The sequence below is a fragment of the Ornithinimicrobium flavum genome, from assembly GCF_004526345.1.
In the GTDB taxonomy this organism is placed as follows: domain Bacteria; phylum Actinomycetota; class Actinomycetes; order Actinomycetales; family Dermatophilaceae; genus Ornithinicoccus; species Ornithinicoccus flavus.
Genome location: NZ_CP038213.1, coordinates 3,293,962 through 3,316,398, shown reverse-complemented (window position 1 = coordinate 3,316,398; position 22,437 = coordinate 3,293,962). Strand labels below are relative to the sequence as shown.

The following is a 22,437-nucleotide window of genomic DNA, read 5'->3' as shown; positions in this document are numbered from 1 at the left end:
TGCTGCAGGGCACTCAGCCCGTCACCTGCGCCGCACGCCCACCCGTCCCGCACGCTCGGCCCGGTCCTGCCGGCCGAGCCACACCGCCAGCGCCACGCCGGCGAGCGCCCCGAAGAGGTGTGCCTGCCAGGACACCCCGGCCCGCAGCGGCAGCACGCCCCACAGCATCGAGCCGTAGAGCACGACCACCAGCACACCCACCAGCGCCGACCCGAAGCGACGGGCGACGAAGCCGTAGACGGCGAGGAACGCGGCATACCCGTAGACCACCCCGCTCGCCCCGATGTGCACGGTGCCCGGCCCGCCGAGGAGCCACACCCCGAGCCCGCCGAGCAGGATCACGCCGCCGGTGACCAGCCACAGGTGCCGGGTCGACAGCGCGAGCAGGCTGCCCAGGGCGAGCAGCGAGACCGTGTTGGCCAGCAGGTGCCCGAAGCCCAGGTGCAGGAACGGGCTGAGCACGATCCCGGCCAGGTGCGAGGTGTCGCGCGGGCGGATGCCGAAGCGGTCCAGGTCCAGCGGCATGACCAGGTCGACCACCTCGCTCACCCACATCAGAGCGACCAGCAGCAGGACGGGAATGACGCGGTGCAGCCAGGCGGGCGCGTCCGGGCGCGGGGCCGGTCGGCCAGCGGGCTGCTGGGTGATGCTCATGGGGCCAAGCCTGCCAGGGCGGTGGCGATGCCCGGGACTAGCTGCGTCCCGCCCAGGACCAGCGCTGCCGCGCACACCACCCAGAACACCCCGACCCACACCACGGCCGGCACCCCGGTCAGCCGCGCCAGCTGGTCCGCGTCGCTCCCGCCTCCCCGCCGACGCCGGCGCTCGCGCTGGAGCTCCACCACCGAGCGCGGCGCGGCCAGGAGCAGGGCCCACACCACGAGGTAGGCCGCACCGCTCACCACCTCCGGCGACGCCGTCCAGGACAGGGTCGCGACGGCGGCCCCGGTCACGAGCACCACCCACAGACCGTAGAGATTCCGGACCAGCAGGAGCATCAGCGCGCAGGTGAGGACGAGGGCCCAGAGGAGGGCTGCGGCATACCCCTGGCCGAGCAGGAGCGACCCGGCGAGACCGACGAGCGCCGGCGCCGGGTAGCCGGCCAGCACCGTCGCGACCATCCCCGGGCCGCGGGGACGCCCGCGCGACACGGTCACCCCGGAGGTGTCCGAGTGCAGCCGGATCGCGGTCAGCCGCCGCCCGACCAGTGCGGCCACCAGCGCGTGGCCGGCCTCGTGGACCAGCGTGACCAGGTGGCGCACCAGCCGGTAGCCGACCGGGCTCCACGTCACGACCAGCGCCATCAGGCCGAGGAGCAGGCTGACCTGCCACGTCAGCGGCGGCTGCGTGGAGGTCGCGCGGCCCCAGAGGTCGACGAGCACAGGCCTGAGCCTGCCAGCCCCACCTGGGGCGGGACTGGGTGAGCCACCCACGACGGACCGGACGGTCGGGGGTGCCCGGGCGGTCCGGGGTGCCCGGGCGGTCCGGGGTGACCGGACGGTCGGGGGTGCCCGCGGCTGAGGTCTTCACCGACGCCCCGCCCTCCGCTGTCATGGTCAACCCCAGCGGCACTCACACGTGGTGGTGGTCTGTCGGGGGTCGGTGCCATGCTGATCTCCCCACGACAGGAGCAGCCCATGCGCGTCATCCACTTCGAGATCCACGCCGCCGACGTCGAGCGGGCGGTCGAGTTCTACCGGGAGGTCTTCGGCTGGCAGTTCGAGGACTGGAGCGGCTTCGCCGGTATGCCGTACTACGGCGCCACCACCGGTGAGGAGGGCGCACCGGGCATCGACGGCGCCATCATGCAGCGCCAAGGGCCCGACCCCGAGGTCGGCGGCGCGGTGGCGGGCGGGGTGTTCACCATCGGCGTCGAGGACTACGACTCGATGGCCGAAACCATCGAGCGGGCCGGCGGCACGGTGGCCCTGCCGAAGTACGCGCTGCCCGGGATGGCCTGGCAGGGCTACTTCCACGACACCGCGAACAACGTCTTCGGCATCCACCAGCCGGACCCCAACGCGGCCTGAGCCAGGCCGGGCCGGGCCCCCTCCGACTTCGGTATGCCCCCGCAGCCGGGGCAGGCAGACCATCGGTGTGCGGGCTGAGACCCTTGGCTGATGTCGAGGGGGTGCCCGCGGCGCGAGGGTTGAGCCATGACCAAAACCTCGCCACCAGCACCCCGTCCGCCACCTCTGTCGCCACCGGCACCGGCCAGCCTTCTGGCGCCCCGGCCGACGGCCCCGACCACCCCGTCAAGCGCACCCTGTGGTTCGGCGCGGCGGCGCTGCTCATCGTCGCCCTCTACGTCCTCACCGAGCGGTCGGTCTGGTTCCAGGAGCTCCCCGAGCTCGCCGGCCTCTTCGGCCGCGTCACCACGGTGACCCTCATCGTTGGTCTGGCCGCCACCCTCAACCCGTGGAAGGCGCAGACCGCGAGCACCGACGTCTGAGCCGCTACTGGCGAGCGCGCCGCTACCTCCCGGCCGATCTCCGTGCCCCCACCTACCTGACCGATCTCCGTTCCTCTCTCTCACTCTGCGCCCGCTGCCAGGGCAGCGGGCGCAGCCGTGCGCACGGCATACTCGGCCCCATGGCGTACGACGAGGGGTTCGCGCAGCGCGTCCGGGACGTCCTGGCGGGGGAGGACGGGATCACCGAGAAGGCGATGTTCGGCGGGCTGGCCTTCCTCGCGGACGGGCGGATGGCGCTCGCCGTCAGCGGCCGCGACCTCCTGATGGTCCGCGCGGACGACGAGACCGAGGAGCGTCGGCTGCGGCGGGAGGGCGTCGCACAGACCGTCATGCGCGGCCGACCGATGACCGGGTGGCTGGATGTCGAGCACACGCTGACCGACGACGACGGCGCGCTCGCCGAGCTCGTCCGCGGCGCCGTCGCGCACGCCCGCACCCTGCCGCCGAAGGTCTAGAAGCCGGGCAGAGGCCGCTCGTCCAGGCGGGGTTCGCCATGGCGGCCCGGACGCGCGGCAGGTAGACCGACGATCCCATCCGCCGCAGCGGCCCTGCAGAAAAAGAAACCTGCCTCAATGTCTTGCATACGCGTCACGATGTCGCATATAACTGACATCATGACAACCAAGAGCGACACGGGGTGAGTCGATGGCCAACCAGCGGATGAAGCTGGCCCGGGTCGCCAAGGACCTCACCCAGGCCGACCTGGCCAAGGCGGTCGGCGCCTCCCGGCAGACGATCTCGCTGATCGAGGCCGGCTCCCACAACCCCACCCTCCGGCTCTGCATCGACATCTGCAGGGCCCTCGACACCGATCTGAACCACCTCTTCTGGGACGAAAGCGAGAACAACTGACATGGACGAGCGCCAAGAGCTGAATGCCGGCCGGGCCGCGATGATCACCCTGATGGTGGTCTGCCTGGGCGCGCTGGGCGTGCTGGTCTGGGACTACCTCCAGGACGAGGAGGTCACCAACACCGGCGCGATCATCGTGCTCCTCGGCTCCGGTGGCCTCTTCTGGCTGTTCAACCGCATGTTCGGCGCCGAGGCGCCGCGGTCGGTCCTGGGCCACGAGCTGCCCACCGGCCCCACGCCGGAGGAGAAGGCGGTGCGCCGCCGGTCCTACGCGCTGGACGCCGGCCTGTTCTCGGTCGCGCTGGCGGTGCTCAGCGTCGGCGGCCTGCTGCTGGGCGACGCGCAGGGCATGGGCGAGCTGCCCGCGGCGCTGCAGGGCACGACGGGCCTGGTCGTGGGCGCCCTGCTCAGCCTCGTCGCCGGGTTCGTCGTCTTCTTCGGGCTGAACTACCTCGGGGGCGAGCAGCAGGCCCGCGCCGTGGAGCGCAAGCTGGCCAGGCTCGAGAACGCCTGAGCCGAGGCGGCCAGCCGTCCGAGCCGAGGGGGCGGCCACCTGGGGCGAGCCGCATGCCTCGCCCCAGGACGCGCGAGCGACAGGTGACCACCGGTGCCGGCCGACCCCCAGGGGGTCGGCCGGCACCGGCGCGTGCGGCATCATCGAGGGGTGAGCACCTTCCCTGCGCCCGACCGCTACGACCGTATGCAGTACCGCCGCACCGGACGCTCCGGCCTGGACCTCCCGGCCGTCAGCCTCGGGCTGTGGCACAACTTCGGGGACGACGTGCCGCTGGAGCGCCAGCGCGACATCCTGCGCACCGCGTTCGACCACGGCGTCACCCACTTCGACCTCGCCAACAACTACGGCCCGCCCTACGGCTCGGCCGAGCGCAACTTCGGGCAGCACCTGCGCACCGACTTCGCCGGGCTTCGCGACGAGCTGGTGATCTCCAGCAAGGCCGGCTGGGACATGTGGCCGGGCCCGTACGGCGACATCGGCGGCTCGCGGAAGTACCTCATCGCCAGCCTCGACCAGTCCCTCGCCCGGATGGGGCTGGACTACGTCGACATCTTCTACCACCACCGGCCCGACCCCCGGACGCCGCTGGAGGAGACGATGGCCGCGCTGGACCACATCGTCCGCACCGGCCGCGCGCTCTACGTGGGCGTCTCGTCCTACTCCCCGGAGCGCACGCGCGAGGCGGCGAGCATCCTCGCTGACCTGGGCACCCCGATGCTCATCCACCAGCCGTCCTACTCGATGCTCAACCGCTGGGTCGAGACCGAGGGGCTGCTCGACACCCTCGACGACCTCGGCGTCGGGTGCATCGCCTTCTCGCCGCTGGCGCAGGGGATGCTCACCGACAAGTACCTCGACGGCGTCCCCGAGGGCTCGCGCGCCACCCAGGACAAGTCGCTGGCGGCCGAGCTGCTCACCGACGAGGCGCTGGAGCACGTGCGGGCGCTGGACGGGATCGCCCGGGAGCGCGGCCAGACGCTGGCCCAGATGGCGCTCGCCTGGGTGCTGCGCCGACCGGAGGTGACCTCCGTGCTCGTCGGCGCCAGCCGGCCCGAGCAGGTCCTCGACAGCCTCGGCGCGCTGGAGGCCGCGGAGTTCAGCGACGAGGAGCTGGCCCGGATCGATGAGCACGCCGTCGACAGCGGGATCGACCTGTGGCAGACCGCGCGGGAGAGCGACGGGCGGGCCGACCAGGGCTGAGGCCCGGGGCCGCAGCGCCCGAGGGCGTCAGCCCGCGGTGACCAGCCGCCGCGCCACGGTCAGCTCCGGGCCGAGCGCTCGCAGGTGCTCGACCAGCTCGTCGGCGGCCGCCTCGAGCTCGACGTTGGTGAGCGGGTCGAGCGCGTCCAGGATGAACAGCGCCGTGGTCGTCTCCTCGGTCAGGGCCGTGCGGGTGGTCTGGCGCCAGTTCCACCGGCGGCAGGTGACGCCGGCGTCGTCGCGCCAGACGACCTCCCCGACCTCGGGATGCTCGACGACGGGCCCACCGGAGGCGGTGGTCTCGAAGGCCTCCTCGCCGGTGGCGCGCACGAGCCGCGGCGGGCCGACGTAGCGGTCCAGGTCCTCCCCGCCGAGCGGGATCTGGTGCCGGACCGAGACCGCGTTGTAGAGGTCGGTCAGCCGGTTGACCCGCGGGAGCCCGCCGTCGACCCGGCGCAGCAGGGCCTCCAGGCTGTGCCGGGTGCGCTGCGGCTTGGCCCCGAAGGCGCGGTAGGCCGCCCGCCACGACGCGACCTTCGGCAGGTCCTCGACCTTCCCCTCGCCCATCGCCGCGCGGGCAGCATCTTCGGCCGCGATCAGCGCCTCCTCACTCCGTGCGTCGCTCGGCCCGGGAGTGATCCCGGAGACGGCGAGCAGCAGCACGCGGTAGTCCGGCGCCAGCTCGACGACGGCGGGGTTGATGGTGGCGGCGGCGAGGACGTCGTCGAGCGTGGGCATGCGGTTATCCTTCCAGCGGGAGCAGCTGGGCCGGACGCTCACCCGTCCAACGGCAGTAGCATGACCCCGTCCGCCTCCCCGCCCGGCACCGGCTCCCACCCCAGCGACCGGTAGAGGTGGTGGGAGGGGTTGCTGTCTTCGACGGACAGCGAGATGGCCCGCAGCCCCCGGGCCCGCGCCTCGGCGATCACCGCCTCGGTCAGGCGTCGGCCCAGGCCGGCGCCGCGCCAGCCCTCCCGCACCCACACCCCATACTCCGGGACGTCCGCGGCCACGAAGCCGTAGCCGGGGTCGTCCTCGGGGAAGAAGAGCAGCCAGGTCACACCCACGACGAGGGGTATGCCGCCCGCCCCCGCGGTCTCGGCGACCACGCCCAGGTCTCCGCGCTCGGGCCGGAAGTCCCAGTAGTGCGCGATCTCGGGGATGGCGCGCGCCTCCGCCTCGGTGAAGCGCGGGCCCGGCCAGTTGATCGTGCCCATCGAGGCCTCGAAGAGCAGGTCGCTCTCCTCGGCTCGCAGGGGTCGCAGGCGGGGTTCAGGGTTCACCCGACCGAGCCTAGCTAGGGAAGGTGCATGACGTGCACAGCCTTGCCTCGGGGGTCCGAGGGTGGCGCGCGGTCGGGCGGAGGAGGGGACGGCATACCCTGGGGTCCATGGCCGCCCGACCCCGACTCCAGGACCGCCTCTTCACGGCGCTGACCACCCTGGGCGCGCTGGTCGTCCTCGTCGTCGGGCTGTCCCGGGGCAACACGAAGGTCGCGGTGTTCGGGGCGCTCTTCTTCCTGGGCTACGGGGTGCTGCACTCGGTGACGCGTCGGCTCACCCCGGCCGCGCGGCTGGTGACCGGGAGCGAGGCGGACCACGCGGAGCGGATGGCGCAGTTCCGGGCGACCCGCCTCGCGGGACAGGTCGCGCTGGTGATCGCCGCCGTCGGGGTCGTCCTGGAGCTGACCGTGCAGTGGGAGCCCGGGCTCTGGGTGGCGGGTACGGCGTTGCTGGTGATGGCGGCCTTCGTGGCGGGGCTCTGGATCTTCTCGCGGGGGCCGGCACGGGAGCGCGATAGGCGCGCACACGGGGACGCGAGCAGGATTACGGGGACGAGCCGACCAGCCGGGTGATCCGGTCGCCGGCCTCGCGGGTGGCGGTCTCGCCCGCGGCGATCGCCTCGGCCGACTTGTGGAAGTCCTGGAGGTCGACGCCCTCGATGGCCGGGTCGATGAGCACGTCGGGGCGGTAGAGCGACAGCCGCGCCATCGTCAGCTGGGTCTGCATGACGTCGATCGCGCGCATGGCCTCCTTGAAGGCGCCGGTGACGGGGCGGCGGCGCAGGACCTTCTCGATGTTCTGCGGGCGCTCGAGCGGCTCCAGCGCGGTGGCGTTGACGGCGATGACCCGGCGGGCGCCGAGGAAGAGCGCGCCGTCGACGGGGATCTGGTTGAGGATGCCGCCGTCGACGAAGATCGCGTCGCCGACCGGCACCGGCTCGACCACGCCGGGGTAGGCCGTCGTGGCGCGGATGGCGGTGTGCAGGTCGCCCGTGCGCAGGTAGTGGACCTGCCCGTCGACGACGTCGGTCGTCGTGAGGATGAGCGGCAGCTCCAGCTCCTCGAAGGTCTCAGGGAGATGCTCGGCCAGCCAGGCGCGGTAGCTCTTCGTCGACAGCAGCCGCCCGGACAGCCCCCAGTCGATCATCCGCATCCAGCCGACGCCGCGCGCGATCTCCTCCATCTCGTCCGCGCTGTAGCCGGCGGCGAGGAAGGCCCCGACCAGGCCGCCCATGCTCGTCCCCGACACCAGGTCGGGGCGCACGCCGAGCTCGGCCAGGACGCGCCATACCCCGATGTGGCACAGGCCCCTCGCCCCGCCGCCGCCGAGGGCCAGCCCCAGGGCGTTGGTCTCCAGCGCGGCGGGCACGGGCGGGCTCAGGGGGTGACGTCGAGGGCGCCGAGCACCCGGCTCGCGAGCTCCTCGTCACCCTGCACGTGGTATGCCGTCTCGTCCGCGGTCTGCCGCCCCGCCGCGCGGCGGGTCAGCTCGTGCGTGGACAGCTGGATCGTGGTGACCGCGTCGGGGGACTCGTCGACGTCCGGGGTGTCGTCCTCGGCGCTGGTGTGGCCGGTGAAGAGCTCGTGGGCGCAGGGGGCGCCGTCGGCGTCGGTCCCGATGCGCACGCCCGCGCGGCCGGTGACCGGGCCGGTGCTCTCCAGGATGACGACGGTGCCCGGCGCGGGCACCGGGTCCAGGCCGAGGACCACGTCGGGGACGGTGGACAGGACGTAGCTCGTGAAGACGGCCGCGCCGGGGCTCTCCAGGGCGCCCGGACGGTCGACCACGGCGCGGATGTCCTGGCCGTGGACCCAGATGTCCGCGACCCGCAGCGCCATGACGTCCCCGAAGGGGTCCTGCCGGCCGCGGACCGAGGGGACGGGCGTGTCCATCTCGAGGTCGGGGTCGTAGAGCGCCGCCAGCCGGATCTCCGCGACCTCGCGCAGCGCCTGCACCAGCTCCGGGCCGCTCAGGTCCTCGCGGGCGCGGACCCCCTCCTCCATCCACACGGCGAAGCTGTGGCGCACGTGCTCCGGGCTGCCGACGCGGATCTCCAGGTCGCCGGTGTGGCCCTCGGCCGGGTGGGCGAGGCCGGCCAGGACCGACTCGACGTGCACGACGTGGGCCACATGGTCCTTGACCGTCCACCCGGGGCAGGAGGTGGGCAGGTCCCACTCGGCCTCGCGCAACCCGTCGCAGGTGCCGACGAAGGTGCCCAGCACCTCGCGGTAGGCCTCGATGAACGACGGGACGTCAGCGGGCGGGGGAGGGTGCACGACCATGCACCCACCGTAGTGCGCGACGCCGCCCACCGCGCGGGCGGTGGGCGGCCTCGAGGTGGTGCGTCAGCCGGCGCAGGCGGCCTCGAGCTCGTCCTGGGCGGCGGCGGAGTCCGTCACGTCGACCTCGGGGATCGTGATCTCCTCCTCCATCCGGGCGTTGTCGGCCACGACCGCGTCGACGACCTCGGTGAACGGGGCGTTGACCCGCTCCAGCAGCCCGGCCTGGTCGGCGGAGGCCTCCTCGCCGAGCATGTCGATCCGGCTCTGCAGCAGGCTCAGCTCGGAGTAGGACACCGGGTCCAGCGGGTCGCCGGTCTCCAGCAGGTCACGGGTGGTGCCGGCGCGCTCGGCGAGCGGCTGGCCCTGGCCCATGAAGAACTCCTCGCAGACCGGGTCGTCCATGCCGGCCGAGGCCCCCTCGGACGTCATGGCCGCGTCGTCGGAGGTGGCGGCCTCCTCGGCGGCCTCCGTGGTCTCCTCGACCGTGGCGGTGTCCTCGGTGGCCGTCTCGGACTCGGTCTCGGGCGAACAGGCGGCCAGGCCGACCGCCGCCACGAGCGCGGTCACGGTGGTGATGGTGCGTCGCATGTTGTCTTCTCCTTGTGATCGTCAGCTGCCGTTCGTGGGACGACGGGCGCGCGCGGAGAGGGTCGGAAAGCGCCACCCCGCACCGGCGCCTTCGTCGTACGGCAACCTCTCTATCTTGCCTCATGATCCGGTGAGGTGCCGACCGGGGCGCCGCCTAGCATGGGAGGCATGCCCACCACCGAGTCCCGACCCCCCCTCGCCTGGGCGACGCCGGTGGCGGCCGTGCTGGCGGCGGTCGTGGTCGGGGTGCCGGTGGCCGCGCTGAGCGGGGCGGTCGCCCCGGTCGTCATCGGCGACGCCGGGCCGCTCGTGCGGTGGGGTCTGGTCCTCCTTAAGGTGGTCCACCACGTGGCGATGGCCCTGACGGTGGGGCTGCTCGTGGTCGCGGCGTTCCTCGTGCGCGAGGGGCCGACCACGCGGCGGCGGGCGACGGCCGGGCGGCTGGCGGCGCTGGCCGCGGGGTTGTGGGCGCTCAGCGCGGCGGGGATCCTCGTCCTGGGGTTCGGCGACCTGGCCGGGCTGCAGCCCGGGACGGTCGGGTATGTCGAGCAGCTGCTCGCCAACACCTGGGGCCTGGAGCTGATGCGGCTGCGGGCCCTGGAGGTGCTGCTCGTCTCGGCGCTCGTGCCGCTGGCCGCGGTCGCCCGGACCCGTGGGGCCCTGGCCTGGGCGAGCTTGCTGGCGCTGGTCGCGACCACCCCGCTCGCCTTCGGCGGTCACTCCAGCGGCGACGCCGGTCACGAGACCGCGGTGACCGCCCTGGGGCTGCACCTCGTCGGGATCAGCGTGTGGGTCGGCGGGCTGCTGGCGATCGCGCTCCTGCTCCCCGTGATCGGGCGGGGCACCGCGCTGGCCGACACGGTGCGTCGCTTCTCGACCCTGGCGCTGTGGAGCTTCGTGGCCGTCGGGTTCTCGGGCCTGCTCTTCTCGCTCGGCACCGCCGACGACCTGGCCGACCTCACCTCGCCCTACTGGCGGATCATCTGGGCCAAGGTCGCGGTCCTGCTCGTGCTCGGGATCCTCGGCTACCGCCAGCGTCGCGCGATGGTGGCGCGCGGGGTGGACACCGCGGGCGCCTTCGCCCGGCTGGCCGGTCTCGAGGCACTGCTCATGGGCTCCGCGATCGGCCTCGGCGCCGCGCTGTCCCGCACGCCCCCGCCGCCGCAGGAGGGGGTGGACGCCGCCGACCCGGCCTACGCCCTCACCGGCTACCCCACGCCCCCGCCCTTCGAGGCCGCACGGCTGCTGGACACGTGGGCGGTCAACTGGCTCTTCCTTCTCGCCGCAGTGCTCGCGGTGGGCCTGTATGCCGCCGGCATGGTGCGCCTGCACCGCCGCGGCGACCGGTGGCCCTGGTGGCGGCTGCTGCTGTGGGGGATCGGCTGGGCGGTCTTCGTCTACGTCACCTCCGGCGCGCCCGCCGTCTACGGCCGGGTCGCCTTCTCCCACCACATGGTCATGCACATGGGGCTGATGATGGCGGTGCCGGTCTTCCTCGTCCCCGCCCAGGCGATCACCCTGGCCTACCGCAGCCTGCCGGCCCGCAAGGACCGCACGCTGGGCCCCCGCGAGGTGCTCGTGGCGGTGGTGCACTCCGGCTGGGCCCGCTTCGTGGTCAACCCGCTCGTGGCCGGGGCAAACTTCTTCCTCAGCCTCATCGTCTTCTACTGGACCGGGCTGCTGGAGTGGGCGCTGACGACCCACGTGGGGCACGTCGCCATGATCGTGCACTTCAGCCTGACCGGCTTCGCCTTCGTCTGGGCCCTCGTGGGCCAGGACCCGGGGCCGCCCAAGTGGGAGCCGCCGATGCGGGTGCTCGTCGCCATCGGCACCCTCGCCGCCCACGCCTTCTTCGGGCTGGCGCTGATGCAGGGCACCTGGCTGCTGGCCCCGGCCTTCTTCAAGACCCTCGACGTGCCGTGGGTCGACGACCTACTCGTCGACCAGCAGCTCGGCGGCGCGATCGCCTGGGGGATCGGCGAGATCCCCACGGTGGTCGTCGTCCTCATGATCGTGATGGACTGGATGCGCCGCGACGAGCGGGAGAGCGCCCGGCTGGACCGGCAGGCCGACCGGGACGACGACGCCGAGCTCGCCGCCTACAACGCCCGCCTGCAGGCCCTCGACGAACGGAGCCGCCGATGAGGATCGCCCTTCTCCAGCTCGCCTACGGCGAGGGGGCCGACGAGCCGGTCGCCGCACGGGCCCAGCGCGCGGCCGACCTGGTCCGCACCGCCGGGGCCGGGCACGACCTGGTCGTGCTCCCCGAGCTGTGGAGCGCCGGAGGCTTCGCGGCCGCGGACTGGCAGGACCGGGCCCAGGTGCTCTGGCCCGACGAGCCCGGGCTGCCGGAGGACCCGGAGCTGCCGCCCGCCCTGGCCCCCCTGGCCGAGGCGACCCGGGAGATCGGGGCGGTGCTGCATACCGGGTCCGTCGTGGAACGCACCGAGCGACCCGGGGCGGAGGGGCGGCATCTGTGGAACACCTCGGTCGTGCTGGACCCGCAGGGCCGGCCGTGCGCGCGCTACCGCAAGATCCACCGCTTCGGCTTCGGCTCCGGCGAGCCGCGCCTGATGGAGGCCGGGACCGAGCTGGTCGTCACCGATCTCCCCGCCCCCGCCGACGCCCTGACCGTGGGGCTGTCGACGTGCTACGACCTGCGCTTCCCCGAGCTCTACCGCGCCCAGCTCGACCTCGGCGCCGAGCTCTTCCTCGTCCCCGCCGCGTGGCCGGCCCCGCGCGTCGAGGCGTGGCGGCTGCTGCTGCGGGCCCGGGCGGTGGAGAACCAGTGCTTCGTGCTCGCCTGCAACACCGCGGGCACCCACGCCGGGATCGAGATGGGCGGACGCAGCGCCGTCGTCGACCCGTGGGGCACGGTGCTGGCCGAGGCCGGCACCGACCAGGAGGTGCTGTCGGTGGAGATCGACACCGGTCAGGTGGAGCGGGCGCGGACCGACTTCCCCGTGCTCGCTGACCGGCGGTTGTGAGACCTCGACGTTACGCTGGGGGTCGATTCCTACCGAAAGGCACACCACCATGGGCATTGGCCTCGGCATCTTCCTGCTCGTCACCGGCGCGATCCTCAGCTTCGGCATCCAGCCGGACGCCGTCGACTTCGTCAACCTCAACACCATCGGCTACATCCTCATGGCCGCCGGCGTGCTCTCGCTCATCCTCGGCCTGGTCATGAACACCCAGCGCACCAACACCACCCACCGTGAGGTCATCGACCGCAACGAGGAGCGCGACGTCCGTCACCGTGACGGCTACTGATCGACGCTCCGCGCCTCTCGCCCGTGCCTGACCCCGGAGGCCGGGGGTCGGGAGCCTCCGCCGTGCCGGCCGCGCCCACCGGCGCGACCGCGGCCGACCGCTTCGCCCGGGCGCGGCTGCGGTTTCACGGCGCCCTGCCGGCCTGGCTGGCGCGGCTGGTGCCGGAGACGGCGATCGGCTTCGCGGCGATCAGCAGCTTCACGTATGCCGTCGACCTGACGATCCTCTACGTCCTCGACAGCGTCCTGGGGGTGCTCTACCCCGTGGCGGTGACGGTGGGCTACGTCATCGCGTTCGGCCTGGCGTTCGTGCTCAACCGGTGGCTGAACTTCCAGTCGCACGGCCCGGTGGGTCGGCAGACCGGACGCTACGTGCTCACGGTCCTGACCAACTACGCCCTCTTCATCCTCGGGCTGGCGTCCCTGCTGGAGTGGCAGGGCGTGCCGGGGATCGGGGCCCGGCTGATCGCCGGTGCCTTCGAAGCCGTCTACATGTACCTGATGATGCGGTTCTTCGTCTTCCGCATCAAGCGCTACGCCTGACCGGGGCCGGGCTCAGAAGGCGTCCTCGGCGAGCTCCATCAGGCCCAGGTCGACCGCGGTGATCGTGCGGCGGTCGGCGCCCAGCCGCGGGAGGACCTCGGTGGCGAAGAACCTCGCCGCCGCAATCTTGCCCTGCAGGTAGGCCGGGTGCGCACCGGCCCCGCTCACGCCGGGCTGCCCGGAGGCCAGCAGTCGCGCCGCCACCTCGGCCTGGCGCAGGAGCAGCCAGCCGATGACGAGGTCACCGGCCGCCAGCAGCAGACGGGTGGTGCCCAGGCCCACGGCATACACCTGCTCCGGCTCGGACCGGGAGGCGATCGCCCTGCCGGTGAGGAACTCCACCATCTGCTGGACCTCGCCCAGCGCCCGACCGACCGCGTCGCGGGTCTCGTCCAGGCCGTCGTCCGCCCGGGCCGAGACGGTGCGCATCACCTGCTGCGCGACATACCCGAGCGCCTGCCCCTGGTCGCGGACGATCTTGCGGAAGAAGAAGTCCATGCCCTGGATGGCCGTGGTGCCCTCGTAGAGGGAGTCGATCTTGGCGTCGCGGACGTACTGCTCGATCGGGTAGTCCTGGAGGAAGCCGGAGCCGCCGAAGGTCTGCAGAGACTCGGTGCCGAGGAGGGTGAAGGCGCGCTCGGAGCCGCAGCCCTTGACCAGCGGCAGGAGCAGGTCGTTGACGCGCGCGGCTAGGTCGGCCCCACGGTCGTCGACCTCGGCGAGGTCGTCGGTGCCGGCGAGGTCCTGGGCGCTGTGGACGGTGTCCTGGAAGCTGGCGGTCCAGAGCATGAGCGCGCGCAGGCCCTCGGCGTAGGCCTTCTGCAGCATGAGCGAGCGCCGCACGTCGGGGTGGTGGGTGATGGTCACGCGCGGGGCCGTCTTGTCGGTCATCTGCGTGAGGTCGGCGCCCTGGACGCGCTCCTTGGCGTAGTCGAGGGCGTTGAGGTAGCCGGTGGACAGGGTCGCGATGGCCTTGGTGCCGACGAGCATCCGCGCGTGCTCGATGATGCGGAACATCTGCGCGATGCCGTCGTGGGCCTCGCCCAGGAGGGTCCCGACGGCGGGGTTGTCGGGGTCCTCGCCGAAGCGCAGCTCGCAGGTGGTCGAGACCTTGAGGCCCATCTTGTGCTCGATATTGGCGACCTGGACGCCGTTGCGCTCGCCGAGCTCCCCGGTCTCCAGGTCGGTGATGTGCCGGTCGCTGACGACGAAGAGCGACAGGCCCTTCGTGCCGGGGCCGGCGCCCTCGGGGCGGGCCAGGACGAAGTGGACGACGTTGTCGTAGAAGGGGGCGACGCCGCTGGTGATGAAGCGCTTGACCCCGGTGAGGTGCCAGGTCCCGTCGCCGGCCTTGACGGCCTTCGCGCGGCCGGCGCCGACGTCGGACCCGGCGTCGGGCTCGGTGAGGACCATCGTGGCGCCCCAGTGCTTGTCGATCATGTGCTGGGCGAGCTGCTGCTGCTCGGGGGTGCCGAGGCGGTGCAGCACGTTGGCAAAGGTGAAGCCGGCGGCGAACATCTTGACGGCCGGGTTGGCGCCGAGGACGAGCTCGTTCATCGCCCAGGTCAGGCTCGGTGGGGCGGGGGTGCCGCCGAGGCCGGCGTCGACCTCCAGCCGCCACCACTCGTTGTCCACCCAGGCCTGGTAGGAGTCGACGAAGCTCTGCGGCATGGTGACCGTGCCGGTCGCGGGGTCGAGCACCGGGGGCTCGCGGTCGGCCTCGGCGAAGCTGGCCGCGATCGGCCCCTCCGCGAGCTCGGCGACCTGGTGGAGCGCCGCCCGGGCCGTCTCGAGATCGATCTCGTCGTAGGGAGCGCGACCCAGGAGGTCCTGGCGCTGCAGGACGTCGAAGAGCATGAACTCGGTGTCGCGGACGTTGCTGCGGTAGTGACCCACGGTGGCCCCTCTCTCGATGCTGTACCCGATACTCACGGTATCAGTTTCCTGTCAGTAGTGTAACGCCCCCCTTTCCCCGACCGGACGCGCGTTCCTGCCACTCCGGACGCGCGTTCGTGACGGTTGTCCACAGGGGTCGCCCGACTCGACCCGACCGGACGCGCGGTCGTGCCAGACCGGACGCGCGTTCGTGACAGTTGTCCACACGTCGTCCGAGTCGGGCCGAGGTTCGGCCGGTCTCTGGTATGGGGTTCCGCCCCCGCGGGAGACGCGCGTCCGGTTGGCCGGAACGGCCCCGGGCCTGTGGAGAAGCGTCAGGAACGCGCGTCCGGTCTGGCAGGAACGCGCGTCCGGTCGCTCTCAGGGGAGGGGGCGGGGGCGGGTGGGGAGGTGCTCCTCGACGGCGTGGGCGATGCACTCGGCGGTGCGGTTCCAGGAGGCGTCGGCGCCGTAGGTCCGGGAGAGATCGACGGTGCGGAGGCGGGACAGGCGGGCGGCGGGGGCGTCGGGGCGGACGGTGCCGGCCAGGACCAGGACGGGTATGCCGTCCGGCTCGGCGGCGTCGACCACGCCGCCGACGACCTTGCCGTTGAAGGACTCGGCGTCCAGCGCCCCCTCACCGGTGATGATCGCGTCGGCGGCCTCGATCGCCTCGGCCAGCCCGACCTGCTCGGCCACCAGCCGGAGCCCGGGGAGGAGGCGACCGCCCAGCACGACGAGGCCGCCGCCCAGGCCGCCGGCGGCGCCGCCGCCCGGCAACCGGGCCAGGTCGACCGCGGCCTCGCGCAGCTGCGCACCGAAGCGGTGCTCGTAGTCGGCCAGCACCCGGTGCAGCCGCTGCGTCAGCTCGCTCACCTGCTGCGGCCCGGCGCCCTTCTGCGGCCCGAAGACGGCGGCTGCCTCGGTGAAGACCGTCTGCACGTCGCAGGCCACGAGCAGCTCGACCCCCAGGTCGGCGGGCCGCCGCCCGTCCAGGCGGGAGAGGACCGCCTCGACCGCGCCCAGCCCGCCGTCGGTCATCGCCGACCCGCCGAGACCGACGACGACCCGCCGCGCCCCGGCCCGCACCGCCTCGGCGACCAGCTCGCCGGTACCGGCGCTCGTCGCCGCCATCGGGTCGTTGCCCGCCGACCCGCCGGCCAGCGCCAGCCCGGACGCGGCCGCGCTCTCCACGACCGCCACGCCGTCGTCCCCGAGGCGCCAGGGTGCCTCGACGGGCGTGCCGGCCGGGCCGGTCACGGTCGTGCTGCGGTTCGCCCCGCCGAAGGCGTCCAGCATCCCCTCGCCCCCGTCGGCCAGCGGGCGCTCCAGGACCTGCCACCCGACCGCCTCGGCCCCGACCCGCACGGCGGCCACCACCTCCGGCGCGGTCAGGCTGCCGCGGAACTTGTCCGGCGCCACGAGCACCACCGGCGCGTCGCCCTGCGACGATCGGGCATCCTTGGTCATGGAAGCGACCGTACCCGCTGCGGGGTAGCCATCCGGCAGCCGAATGAAGGATGATGCCGCCCATGACCGCGACGTCGACGAAGACCCGTGCCCGTCTCGCCTGCGCCGCGTTCGCGGCCACCGCACTGCTGACCGGCTGCAACGCCGGGGCCGGCAGCTCAGACCCGACCACCGACGCCACGGACGCGCAGGGGTCGACCGACGGGGAGGACGCCACGGCCAGCGGCCCGGTCGCCGCCCCGCCCCCGGACGGCTCCCGCTCCACCGAGACCGTGCGCATCGGATTGGTCGCCGAGCCCGCGAGCCTGGACTTCACCACCACCGACGGCGCCGCGATCCCGCAGCTGCTCCTGGACAACGTCTACGAGACCCTGGTCACCGTCGACGCCGACTCCGGGGAGATCGTGCCGATGCTCGCGCAGGAGTGGGAGGTCAGCGAGGACCGGCTCACCTACACCTTCACCCTCGTCGACGGCGTCACGTTCTCCGACGGGGCCGAGCTGACCGCCGAGGACGTGAAGTTCTCCCTGGAGCGGGTCAGCTCGGACGCGTGGACCACCTCGCTCAAGGCGCAGTTCGACGTCATCGACTCCGTCGAGGCCCCGGACGACACGACCGTCGTGGTCACCCTGGCCGAGCCGAGCAACAGCTTCCTCTACGCCCTGACCACCCGGGTCGGCGCGATCTTCGACACCGAGGGTGTCGACGACCTGGCCAACACCCCCGTCGGCTCCGGCCCCTTCGTCTTCGACTCCTGGGACCGCGGCTCGAAGATCACGCTGCAGCGCAACGACTCCTACCACGGAGAGTCCCCCTACTTCGCGACCGTCGAAATGCACTACTTCCGGGACGCCAACGCCCTCAACAACGCGATGCTCACCGACGCCATCGACGTGGTCTCCACGGTGCAGGCCCCCGAGTCCCTGGCCGAGTTCGAGGGCGGCGGTTACCAGATCGTCGAAGGCACCACCAACGGCGAGGTCGTCCTGTCCATGAACCAGAACGAGGGCGAGCCCCTCTCCGACCCGACCTTGCGCCAGGCGGTCCGCCACGCGATCGACCACCAGTCGCTGATGGACACCTGCTGGGCCGGCCGCGGCTCCCTCATCGGCTCGATGGTCCCGCCGAGCGACCCCTGGTACGAGGACCGCACCGGTGACTTCCCCTTCGACCCCGACCAGGCCCGCAGCCTCATCGCCGAGGCTGACGCCGAGGGGCAGGAGCTGCGCCTGCGCATCCCGACGCTCCCGTATGCCGTGGCCTGCGGCACCGTGGTCGAGTCGATGCTGGAGGACGTCGGGCTGGAGGTGACCATCGACGAGCTGGAGTTCCCCTCCGCCTGGCTGGAGACGGTCTACACCAACGAGGACTACGACATGTCGATCGTGGCGCACGTGGAGCCGCGCGACCTGGGCAACGTCTTCGGCGACCCGGACTACTACACGACCTACGGCACCGAGGAGCTGCGCACGATCCTCGACGAGGCCGACACCGGCACCGAGGAGGAGCAGGTCGCGAAGATGAAGGAGGCCGCCGCCCTCATCAGCCAGGACGCCGCCGCCGACTTCCTCTTCCTGCTGCCCAACCTCATGGTCGCCGACACCGACATCACCGGGCTGCCGGAGAACGCGATCAAGGAGGCCTTCCCCCTGGCCGACCTGGCCCGCGACTGACCCCCGCCCCGACGCGCGACGAGCCCCGGCACCGCATACCGATGATCCTCCGCCTGCTGCAGCGCACCGGCGTGCTGCTGGCGAGCCTCGCGGTGGCCTCGCTGCTCGTCTTCGGCTTCATGCGCGTGCTGCCGGGGGACCCGGCCCGGGTCGCGCTCGGCATCAACGCCTCGGACGAGGCCGTGGCCCAGCTGCGGGCGCAGTTCGGGCTCGACCGTCCGGTGGTGGTGCAGTACCTCGAGTGGGTGCGGGGGCTGGTCCTGCTCGACCCGGGCGTGGAGTTCGTCTCCCGGGCGCCGATCGGGCCCCAGATCGCCGACCGCATCCAGGTCACGCTCTGGCTCGTGCTGGCGGCGATGCTGCTGGCCGTCGTCGTCGCGGTGCCGGTCGGGGTGTGGATGGCGGTGCGGCACCGGCACCTCGACGGCGTGGTCATGTCGGGCCTGTCCCAGGTGGGCGTGGCGATCCCGGCCTTCCTCGCCGGCATCCTGCTCATCTCGGTCTTCGCCGTCCGGCTGCGGTGGGTGCCCTCCGGGGGGTGGGTGGTGCCGGCGCAGGACCCGGTCGGCTTCCTCCAGCGGCTCGCGCTGCCGGCGATCTCCCTTGCCCTCGTGCAGGCGGCCGTGCTCGCGCGGTACGTCCGCTCGGCCGTCCTGGACGTGCTCCGCGAGGACTACCTGCGGACCGCCCGGGCGAAGGGGCTGCGGCCGGTGGAGGCGCTGTGGCGGCACGGCTTCCGCAACGCTGCCGTCCCGGTCGTCACGGTGCTGGGGCTGCAGCTGGCCACCCTGCTCGTGGGGGCCGTGGTCATCGAGCGGGTTTTCGTCATCCCCGGTCTCGGATCCCTGCTGCTGGACTCGGTCGCCAAGCGTGAGCTGCTCACCGTGCAGGCGGTCGTCATGGTGCTGGTGGTGGCGGTCCTGGTCATCAACTTCGTCGTCGACACCCTCTACCTGATCATCGACCCCCGGTTGCGGGCGGGCGCGCGATGACCGAGTCGATGCAGGGCGCGCCGGCCCCGGGCGTCGCCGGCGAGGCCGGTGGCAGCGCGGCCGGTGAGGCGGCCGCCCCGACCGGTGCCCGCCGGCGGCCCCTCAACCCCTCGCTGGTCATCGGCGGCACGATCGTGCTGGTCGTGGTGGCCCTCGCCCTCGTGTCCTACGTCTGGACCCCGTGGCCGCCGATGCGCGTGCTGCAGACCGAGGCCTACCAGACCCCCAACGCCGAGCACTGGCTCGGCACCGACCGCCTGCGCCGTGACGTCTTCACCCAGATCCTCGTGGGAGCGAGGACGACCCTGTATGTCGGTCTCGTCGCCGTCGGTGTCGCCGCCCTGGTCGGGGTCCCCCTGGGTGTCCTGGCCGCGATGTCGCCGGGGTGGCTGGGCCAGCTGGTCATGCGCAGCAACGACGTACTGCTGGCCTTCCCCGCGTTGCTGCTCGCGATCATGTTCGCCGCGCTCTACGGCGGGTCGACGCGGGTCGCGATGATCGCCATCGGGATCGCGACGATCCCGGCCTTTGCCCGGATCACCCGCTCCGGCGCGCTCGGGGTGATGAAGAGCGAGTATGTCGTGGCCGCCCGCGCCGCCGGCCGCTCCCCGCTGGCGATTGCCTGGCGGCACGTGCTGCCCAACGTCGCCGGGCTGGTCATCGTCCAGGCCTCGGTGTCCTTCGCCATCGCGATCCTCGCCGAGGCCGCCCTCGCCTACCTCGGCCTCGGCACCCCCACGGGTCAGGCCTCGTGGGGGCGGATGCTCTACGAGGCGCAGACCACGCTGCGCACCGCACCCCACCTCGCGCTCGTGCCCGGAGCCGCGATCGCCCTGTCGGTGCTCGGCTTCAACCTCTTCGGCGACGGCCTCCGCGACTGGCTCGACCCGAAACTCGAGGGCCGCTGACCCCCCACCCCCTCCCACCGGCCCCCTCCACACCGGCCGCTTCGCGTGGCCGCCCCCCTCCCCACCGGCCGCCTGGGGTGGTTGCTCTCTTCCCCACCGGCCGCGTGGTGTGGTTGCTCTCCTCCCTACCCACCGCCTCGTGTGGTTGCTCTCCTTCCCACCGGCCACCTCGTGTGGTTGCTCTCCTTCCCACCGGCCACCTCGTGTGGTTGCTCCAGGGCCGACCGACCGCCTCGTGTGGCCGCCCCGGACCGCCCCACGCCGCGCTATCTAGGGTGATGACATGCTCTTCGCCTTCTCCGTCGCCCCGTCCGTCTCCGACAAGTCCGGCTCGGTCAGTGCCGCGGTCGCTGACGCGATCCGCGTGGTCCGCGACTCCGGCCTGCCCTACGAGCTGACCTCGATGTTCACCACCATCGAGGGCGACTGGGACGAGGTGATGCCGGTCATCAAGGCAGCCTGCGACGCCGTGGCCCAGCACGGCCCGCGGGTCTCGCTCGTGCTCAAGGCCGACCTGCGCCCGGGGTATGCTGACCAGCTGACCGCCAAGGTCAGCCGGGTCCGCGAGCACCTCGACCAGGAGGGCCTCGCATGACGGCCCTTCTCCAGGCCAGGTCGCGGAACATGAGGTATGCCGGTCTGGCCGCCGAGGCCAGCCCGCACCCGCTCGCTGTCGCTCGCCGGCCCTGACCGGACGAGGGCCTCTGGGCGGGACCTTTCGCAGTGGCCACGCGAGGCGCTCGGTGGGCCTGAGAACAACCACGCGGGGCGCTCGGTGGTTCTGAGTACAACCACACGAGACGCTCGGTGGGCCTGAAAACAACCACAAGAGACGCTCGGTGGGGTTGGGAGCAACCACACGAGACGCTCGGTGGGCCTGAAAACAACCACAAGAGACGCTCGGTGGGGCTGAGAACAACCACGCGGTGCGCTCGGTGGGGATGAGAGCAACCACACGGGGCGGTCGGTGGGGGTGGGGGTGGCCGTGGGGGGCGCGCCGCAGGTCTGGCCGCCCCCGCGGGTGGGCGTGACGGTTAGCCTGGGACGCGGCATACCCGCCAGCCGCGACACGAGGAGGTGACGATGTCGGCCCAACCCTCCGTGGCGCCCGACCGCTCCGTCCTGCGGGTCGAGGACCTGTCCGTCGCGGCCGGCTCCACCCCCCTGCTCCACGAGGTCACCTTCGCGATCGACCGCGGCGAGCGGGTCGGGCTCATCGGGGAGTCGGGGTCGGGCAAGTCCCTCACCGCCCTGGCCGTCATGGGGCTGCTGCCGGAGGGGCTCGGCGCGACCGGCGAGGTGCGGCTCTCGGCCCGCTCGCCCGCGACCCGCAACCTGCTGGAGGTGGGCGAGCGCGCGATGGCCCGGCTGCGCGGGGACTCGATGTCGATGGTCTTCCAGGAGCCGATGACCGCGCTCAACCCGACGATGCGGGTCGGTGCCCAGGTCGCCGAGGTCATGACGATCCACCGCACCCGCCCCAAGGCCCAGGCCCGGGCCCGCGCGGTCGAGCTCCTCGAGCAGGTCGGTCTGCCCGACCCCGCCCACGTCGCCCGGGCCTACCCGCACGAGCTCTCCGGCGGCCAGCGCCAGCGGGTGGTCCTCGCGATCGCCCTGGCCAACGACCCTGGCCTGCTCATCTGCGACGAGCCCACGACCGCGCTCGACGTCACCGTCCAGGCGACGGTGCTCGACCTCATCGTGCGGGGCATCGAGGAGCGGGACGCGGCCATGCTCTTCATCACCCACGACCTCGCGGTCGTCGCCACGGTCTGCGAGCGGGTCCTGGTCATGTACGGCGGGCGGATCGTCGAGGCCGGCCCGGTCACGGAGGTCTTCGCCGACCCGCGCCACCGCTACACCCAGGGGCTGGTCGCCGCCAGCGACCTCACCGGCATCGACGGGGCGCGCCGCGAGCGGGCGGCCCTGCCGACGATCCCGGGCACCGTCCCCCCGGCCGGCCGGTTCCCGGACGGGTGCGTCTTCCGCTCGCGCTGCGCGCACGCCACCGAGGTATGCCGTACCCGGCCGCCGTGGACGACCCGCGGGGAGCACCCCGCCGGGGAGCACGCCCGCGGCTTCGCCTGCCACCACCCCGCCGGTGGTGAGCGCGATGACTGAGTCGCCGGCCATCGAGCTGCGCGGGGTGAGCCGGGAGTTCCGCCGCCGCCGCACCTCGCTGACCTCGCCGGCCCCCGTCGTCCACGCCGTCTGCGACGTCACCGTGTGCGTCCCGCGCGGGGAGCGCTTCGGGATCGTGGGGGAGTCGGGGTCGGGCAAGTCCACCCTGCTGCGCCTGATCTGCGGGCTGGACCGGCCCACGTCCGGCGAGGTGCACGTGGAGGGCCGACCGGTCCACGACCAGCCGCTGCGGCGGCTGGGCTGGCTGCGCGAGACCCTCCAGCTGGTCTTCCAGGACCCGATGAGCTCGCTGGACCCCCGCATGCGGGTGGGGGAGATCGTGGCCGAGCCGCTCGTCGCCGCCCGGGCCGGCGGGCCGAGAGCCGGG

The 22,437-nt window shown here is 73.0% G+C and carries 25 protein-coding genes and 1 pseudogene; 17 read left to right on the top strand and 9 right to left on the bottom strand.

Translation table 11 applies throughout. The annotated features are described in order from the left end of the window. Nucleotides 1-21: 21 nt before the first annotated feature. Nucleotides 22-654: a rhomboid family intramembrane serine protease gene (locus tag E3Z34_RS15715; protein ID WP_134774360.1), complete on the bottom strand. Its 633-nt coding sequence runs from the start codon at nucleotides 652-654 to the stop codon at nucleotides 22-24. Further along, nucleotides 651-1,382 carry a M50 family metallopeptidase gene (locus E3Z34_RS15710; RefSeq protein WP_134774359.1) on the bottom strand — a complete coding sequence of 244 codons (732 nt, stop codon included), beginning with the start codon at nucleotides 1,380-1,382 and terminating at the stop codon, nucleotides 651-653. The genes E3Z34_RS15715 and E3Z34_RS15710 overlap by 4 nt, the downstream gene beginning before the upstream one ends. 225 nt (nucleotides 1,383-1,607) lie before the next feature. On the opposite strand from E3Z34_RS15710, the gene E3Z34_RS15705 reads away from it, so the two are divergent. The 6 genes from E3Z34_RS15705 (at nucleotide 1,608) to mgrA (ending at nucleotide 5,042) form a co-directional block, all read left to right on the top strand. Continuing rightward, on the top strand, nucleotides 1,608-2,030 hold the full coding sequence (locus E3Z34_RS15705) for a VOC family protein (RefSeq protein ID WP_238695222.1): 423 nt from the start codon (nucleotides 1,608-1,610) through the stop codon (nucleotides 2,028-2,030). An 83-nt stretch (nucleotides 2,031-2,113) separates the two neighbouring features. After that, nucleotides 2,114-2,452: a hypothetical protein gene (locus E3Z34_RS15700; protein ID WP_134774358.1), complete on the top strand. Its 339-nt coding sequence runs from the start codon at nucleotides 2,114-2,116 to the stop codon at nucleotides 2,450-2,452. A 140-nt stretch (nucleotides 2,453-2,592) separates the two neighbouring features. Beyond that, entirely contained in the window at nucleotides 2,593-2,928 is a 336-nt protein-coding gene (locus E3Z34_RS15695) for a TfoX/Sxy family protein (protein ID WP_134774357.1), read from the top strand. Between the two features lie 190 nt (nucleotides 2,929-3,118). Next, nucleotides 3,119-3,325 carry a helix-turn-helix transcriptional regulator gene (locus tag E3Z34_RS15690; protein WP_134774356.1) on the top strand — a complete coding sequence of 69 codons (207 nt, stop codon included), beginning with the start codon at nucleotides 3,119-3,121 and terminating at the stop codon, nucleotides 3,323-3,325. Between the two features lies 1 nt (nucleotide 3,326). Next, complete coding sequence (locus tag E3Z34_RS15685; protein WP_134774355.1) at nucleotides 3,327-3,839, top strand: hypothetical protein; 513 nt, start codon at nucleotides 3,327-3,329, stop codon at nucleotides 3,837-3,839. Between the two features lie 186 nt (nucleotides 3,840-4,025). Continuing rightward, nucleotides 4,026-5,042, top strand: coding sequence for an L-glyceraldehyde 3-phosphate reductase (gene mgrA, locus E3Z34_RS15680; protein WP_238695517.1), 1,017 nt, complete (start codon nucleotides 4,026-4,028; stop codon nucleotides 5,040-5,042). 27 nt (nucleotides 5,043-5,069) lie between these two features. Here mgrA and E3Z34_RS15675 read toward each other — a convergent pair whose 3' ends face one another. Next, the gene (locus E3Z34_RS15675; RefSeq protein WP_134774353.1) at nucleotides 5,070-5,780 is read right to left on the bottom strand and encodes a B3/B4 domain-containing protein; all 711 of its coding nucleotides are present in this window, start codon (nucleotides 5,778-5,780) and stop codon (nucleotides 5,070-5,072) included. A 38-nt stretch (nucleotides 5,781-5,818) separates the two neighbouring features. Continuing rightward, entirely contained in the window at nucleotides 5,819-6,325 is a 507-nt protein-coding gene (locus tag E3Z34_RS15670; protein WP_238695221.1) for a GNAT family N-acetyltransferase, read from the bottom strand. 107 nt (nucleotides 6,326-6,432) lie between these two features. On the opposite strand from E3Z34_RS15670, the gene E3Z34_RS15665 reads away from it, so the two are divergent. Next, entirely contained in the window at nucleotides 6,433-6,897 is a 465-nt protein-coding gene (locus tag E3Z34_RS15665; protein ID WP_134774352.1) for a hypothetical protein, read from the top strand. On the opposite strand, the gene E3Z34_RS15660 is transcribed toward E3Z34_RS15665, so the two are convergent. The 3 genes from E3Z34_RS15660 to E3Z34_RS15650 form a co-directional block, all read right to left on the bottom strand. Next, nucleotides 6,869-7,693 carry a patatin-like phospholipase family protein gene (locus E3Z34_RS15660; protein WP_134774351.1) on the bottom strand — a complete coding sequence of 275 codons (825 nt, stop codon included), beginning with the start codon at nucleotides 7,691-7,693 and terminating at the stop codon, nucleotides 6,869-6,871. The genes E3Z34_RS15665 and E3Z34_RS15660 overlap by 29 nt on opposite strands. Before the next feature lie 8 nt (nucleotides 7,694-7,701). Next, a complete protein-coding gene (locus E3Z34_RS15655; RefSeq protein WP_134774350.1) occupies nucleotides 7,702-8,607 on the bottom strand; it encodes a maleylpyruvate isomerase family mycothiol-dependent enzyme in 906 nt (301 codons plus the stop codon). Between the two features lie 63 nt (nucleotides 8,608-8,670). Then, nucleotides 8,671-9,195, bottom strand: coding sequence for a hypothetical protein (locus tag E3Z34_RS15650; protein ID WP_134774349.1), 525 nt, complete (start codon nucleotides 9,193-9,195; stop codon nucleotides 8,671-8,673). A 168-nt stretch (nucleotides 9,196-9,363) separates the two neighbouring features. Between E3Z34_RS15650 and E3Z34_RS15645 the strand changes: the two genes are divergently transcribed. Genes E3Z34_RS15645 through E3Z34_RS15630 form a run of 4 tightly spaced genes read left to right on the top strand, consistent with a single transcriptional unit; the run spans nucleotide 9,364 to nucleotide 13,010 of the window. After that, nucleotides 9,364-11,340: a bifunctional copper resistance protein CopD/cytochrome c oxidase assembly protein gene (locus tag E3Z34_RS15645; protein ID WP_134774348.1), complete on the top strand. Its 1,977-nt coding sequence runs from the start codon at nucleotides 9,364-9,366 to the stop codon at nucleotides 11,338-11,340. Beyond that, entirely contained in the window at nucleotides 11,337-12,182 is an 846-nt protein-coding gene (locus E3Z34_RS15640; protein WP_134774347.1) for a carbon-nitrogen family hydrolase, read from the top strand. The genes E3Z34_RS15645 and E3Z34_RS15640 overlap by 4 nt, the downstream gene beginning before the upstream one ends. A 49-nt stretch (nucleotides 12,183-12,231) precedes the next feature. Next, on the top strand, nucleotides 12,232-12,468 hold the full coding sequence (locus E3Z34_RS15635) for a DUF6458 family protein (protein ID WP_134774346.1): 237 nt from the start codon (nucleotides 12,232-12,234) through the stop codon (nucleotides 12,466-12,468). A gap of 23 nt (nucleotides 12,469-12,491) precedes the next feature. Continuing rightward, nucleotides 12,492-13,010: a GtrA family protein gene (locus E3Z34_RS15630; protein ID WP_238695220.1), complete on the top strand. Its 519-nt coding sequence runs from the start codon at nucleotides 12,492-12,494 to the stop codon at nucleotides 13,008-13,010. A gap of 12 nt (nucleotides 13,011-13,022) precedes the next feature. On the opposite strand, the gene E3Z34_RS15625 is transcribed toward E3Z34_RS15630, so the two are convergent. Together E3Z34_RS15625 and E3Z34_RS15620 are read right to left on the bottom strand one after the other, a co-directional pair. Continuing rightward, nucleotides 13,023-14,906: an acyl-CoA dehydrogenase gene (locus E3Z34_RS15625; RefSeq protein ID WP_134774936.1), complete on the bottom strand. Its 1,884-nt coding sequence runs from the start codon at nucleotides 14,904-14,906 to the stop codon at nucleotides 13,023-13,025. 360 nt (nucleotides 14,907-15,266) lie between these two features. Then, nucleotides 15,267-16,355: a glycerate kinase gene (locus E3Z34_RS15620; protein WP_134774345.1), complete on the bottom strand. Its 1,089-nt coding sequence runs from the start codon at nucleotides 16,353-16,355 to the stop codon at nucleotides 15,267-15,269. A 62-nt stretch (nucleotides 16,356-16,417) separates the two neighbouring features. Here E3Z34_RS15620 and E3Z34_RS15615 point away from each other — a divergent pair, with 62 nt between their 5' ends. The 6 genes and pseudogenes from E3Z34_RS15615 to E3Z34_RS19570 all read left to right on the top strand — a co-directional run. Then, the gene (locus tag E3Z34_RS15615; RefSeq protein WP_134774344.1) at nucleotides 16,418-18,028 is read left to right on the top strand and encodes an ABC transporter substrate-binding protein; all 1,611 of its coding nucleotides are present in this window, start codon (nucleotides 16,418-16,420) and stop codon (nucleotides 18,026-18,028) included. A 41-nt stretch (nucleotides 18,029-18,069) separates the two neighbouring features. Further along, nucleotides 18,070-19,020: an ABC transporter permease gene (locus tag E3Z34_RS15610; protein ID WP_134774343.1), complete on the top strand. Its 951-nt coding sequence runs from the start codon at nucleotides 18,070-18,072 to the stop codon at nucleotides 19,018-19,020. Next, complete coding sequence (locus E3Z34_RS15605; RefSeq protein WP_134774342.1) at nucleotides 19,017-19,928, top strand: ABC transporter permease; 912 nt, start codon at nucleotides 19,017-19,019, stop codon at nucleotides 19,926-19,928. Before E3Z34_RS15610 ends, E3Z34_RS15605 begins: the two co-directional genes overlap by 4 nt. Nucleotides 19,929-20,211: 283 nt before the next feature. Then, nucleotides 20,212-20,523, top strand: a complete 312-nt coding sequence (locus E3Z34_RS15600) for an MTH1187 family thiamine-binding protein (protein WP_134774341.1) — start codon at nucleotides 20,212-20,214, stop codon at nucleotides 20,521-20,523. Between the two features lie 488 nt (nucleotides 20,524-21,011). Further along, nucleotides 21,012-22,049, top strand: coding sequence for an ABC transporter ATP-binding protein (locus E3Z34_RS15595; protein ID WP_134774340.1), 1,038 nt, complete (start codon nucleotides 21,012-21,014; stop codon nucleotides 22,047-22,049). Next, nucleotides 22,042-22,329 (top strand): annotated as a pseudogene (locus E3Z34_RS19570) (ATP-binding cassette domain-containing protein); the annotation flags it as partial. The gene E3Z34_RS15595 and the pseudogene E3Z34_RS19570, both read left to right, overlap by 8 nt. Nucleotides 22,330-22,437: the final 108 nt, after the last annotated feature.

Bases quoted from the DNA above. Each gene is read 5' to 3' on its own strand.
- E3Z34_RS15715 (WP_134774360.1), bottom strand. From the start codon at position 654: ATGAGCATCACCCAGCAGCCCGCTGGCCGACCGGCCCCGCGCCCGGAC.
- E3Z34_RS15705 (WP_238695222.1), top strand. From the start codon at position 1,608: ATGCTGATCTCCCCACGACAGGAGCAGCCCATGCGCGTCATCCACTTC.
- E3Z34_RS15695 (WP_134774357.1), top strand. From the start codon at position 2,593: ATGGCGTACGACGAGGGGTTCGCGCAGCGCGTCCGGGACGTCCTGGCG.
- E3Z34_RS15690 (WP_134774356.1), top strand. From the start codon at position 3,119: ATGGCCAACCAGCGGATGAAGCTGGCCCGGGTCGCCAAGGACCTCACC.
- E3Z34_RS15685 (WP_134774355.1), top strand. From the start codon at position 3,327: ATGGACGAGCGCCAAGAGCTGAATGCCGGCCGGGCCGCGATGATCACC.
- mgrA (WP_238695517.1), top strand. From the start codon at position 4,026: ATGCAGTACCGCCGCACCGGACGCTCCGGCCTGGACCTCCCGGCCGTC.
- E3Z34_RS15675 (WP_134774353.1), bottom strand. From the start codon at position 5,780: ATGCCCACGCTCGACGACGTCCTCGCCGCCGCCACCATCAACCCCGCC.
- E3Z34_RS15665 (WP_134774352.1), top strand. From the start codon at position 6,433: ATGGCCGCCCGACCCCGACTCCAGGACCGCCTCTTCACGGCGCTGACC.
- E3Z34_RS15655 (WP_134774350.1), bottom strand. From the start codon at position 8,607: ATGGTCGTGCACCCTCCCCCGCCCGCTGACGTCCCGTCGTTCATCGAG.
- E3Z34_RS15650 (WP_134774349.1), bottom strand. From the start codon at position 9,195: ATGCGACGCACCATCACCACCGTGACCGCGCTCGTGGCGGCGGTCGGC.
- E3Z34_RS15645 (WP_134774348.1), top strand. From the start codon at position 9,364: ATGCCCACCACCGAGTCCCGACCCCCCCTCGCCTGGGCGACGCCGGTG.
- E3Z34_RS15640 (WP_134774347.1), top strand. From the start codon at position 11,337: ATGAGGATCGCCCTTCTCCAGCTCGCCTACGGCGAGGGGGCCGACGAG.
- E3Z34_RS15635 (WP_134774346.1), top strand. From the start codon at position 12,232: ATGGGCATTGGCCTCGGCATCTTCCTGCTCGTCACCGGCGCGATCCTC.
- E3Z34_RS15620 (WP_134774345.1), bottom strand. From the start codon at position 16,355: ATGACCAAGGATGCCCGATCGTCGCAGGGCGACGCGCCGGTGGTGCTC.
- E3Z34_RS15615 (WP_134774344.1), top strand. From the start codon at position 16,418: ATGACCGCGACGTCGACGAAGACCCGTGCCCGTCTCGCCTGCGCCGCG.
- E3Z34_RS15610 (WP_134774343.1), top strand. From the start codon at position 18,070: ATGATCCTCCGCCTGCTGCAGCGCACCGGCGTGCTGCTGGCGAGCCTC.
- E3Z34_RS15605 (WP_134774342.1), top strand. From the start codon at position 19,017: ATGACCGAGTCGATGCAGGGCGCGCCGGCCCCGGGCGTCGCCGGCGAG.
- E3Z34_RS15600 (WP_134774341.1), top strand. From the start codon at position 20,212: ATGCTCTTCGCCTTCTCCGTCGCCCCGTCCGTCTCCGACAAGTCCGGC.
- E3Z34_RS15595 (WP_134774340.1), top strand. From the start codon at position 21,012: ATGTCGGCCCAACCCTCCGTGGCGCCCGACCGCTCCGTCCTGCGGGTC.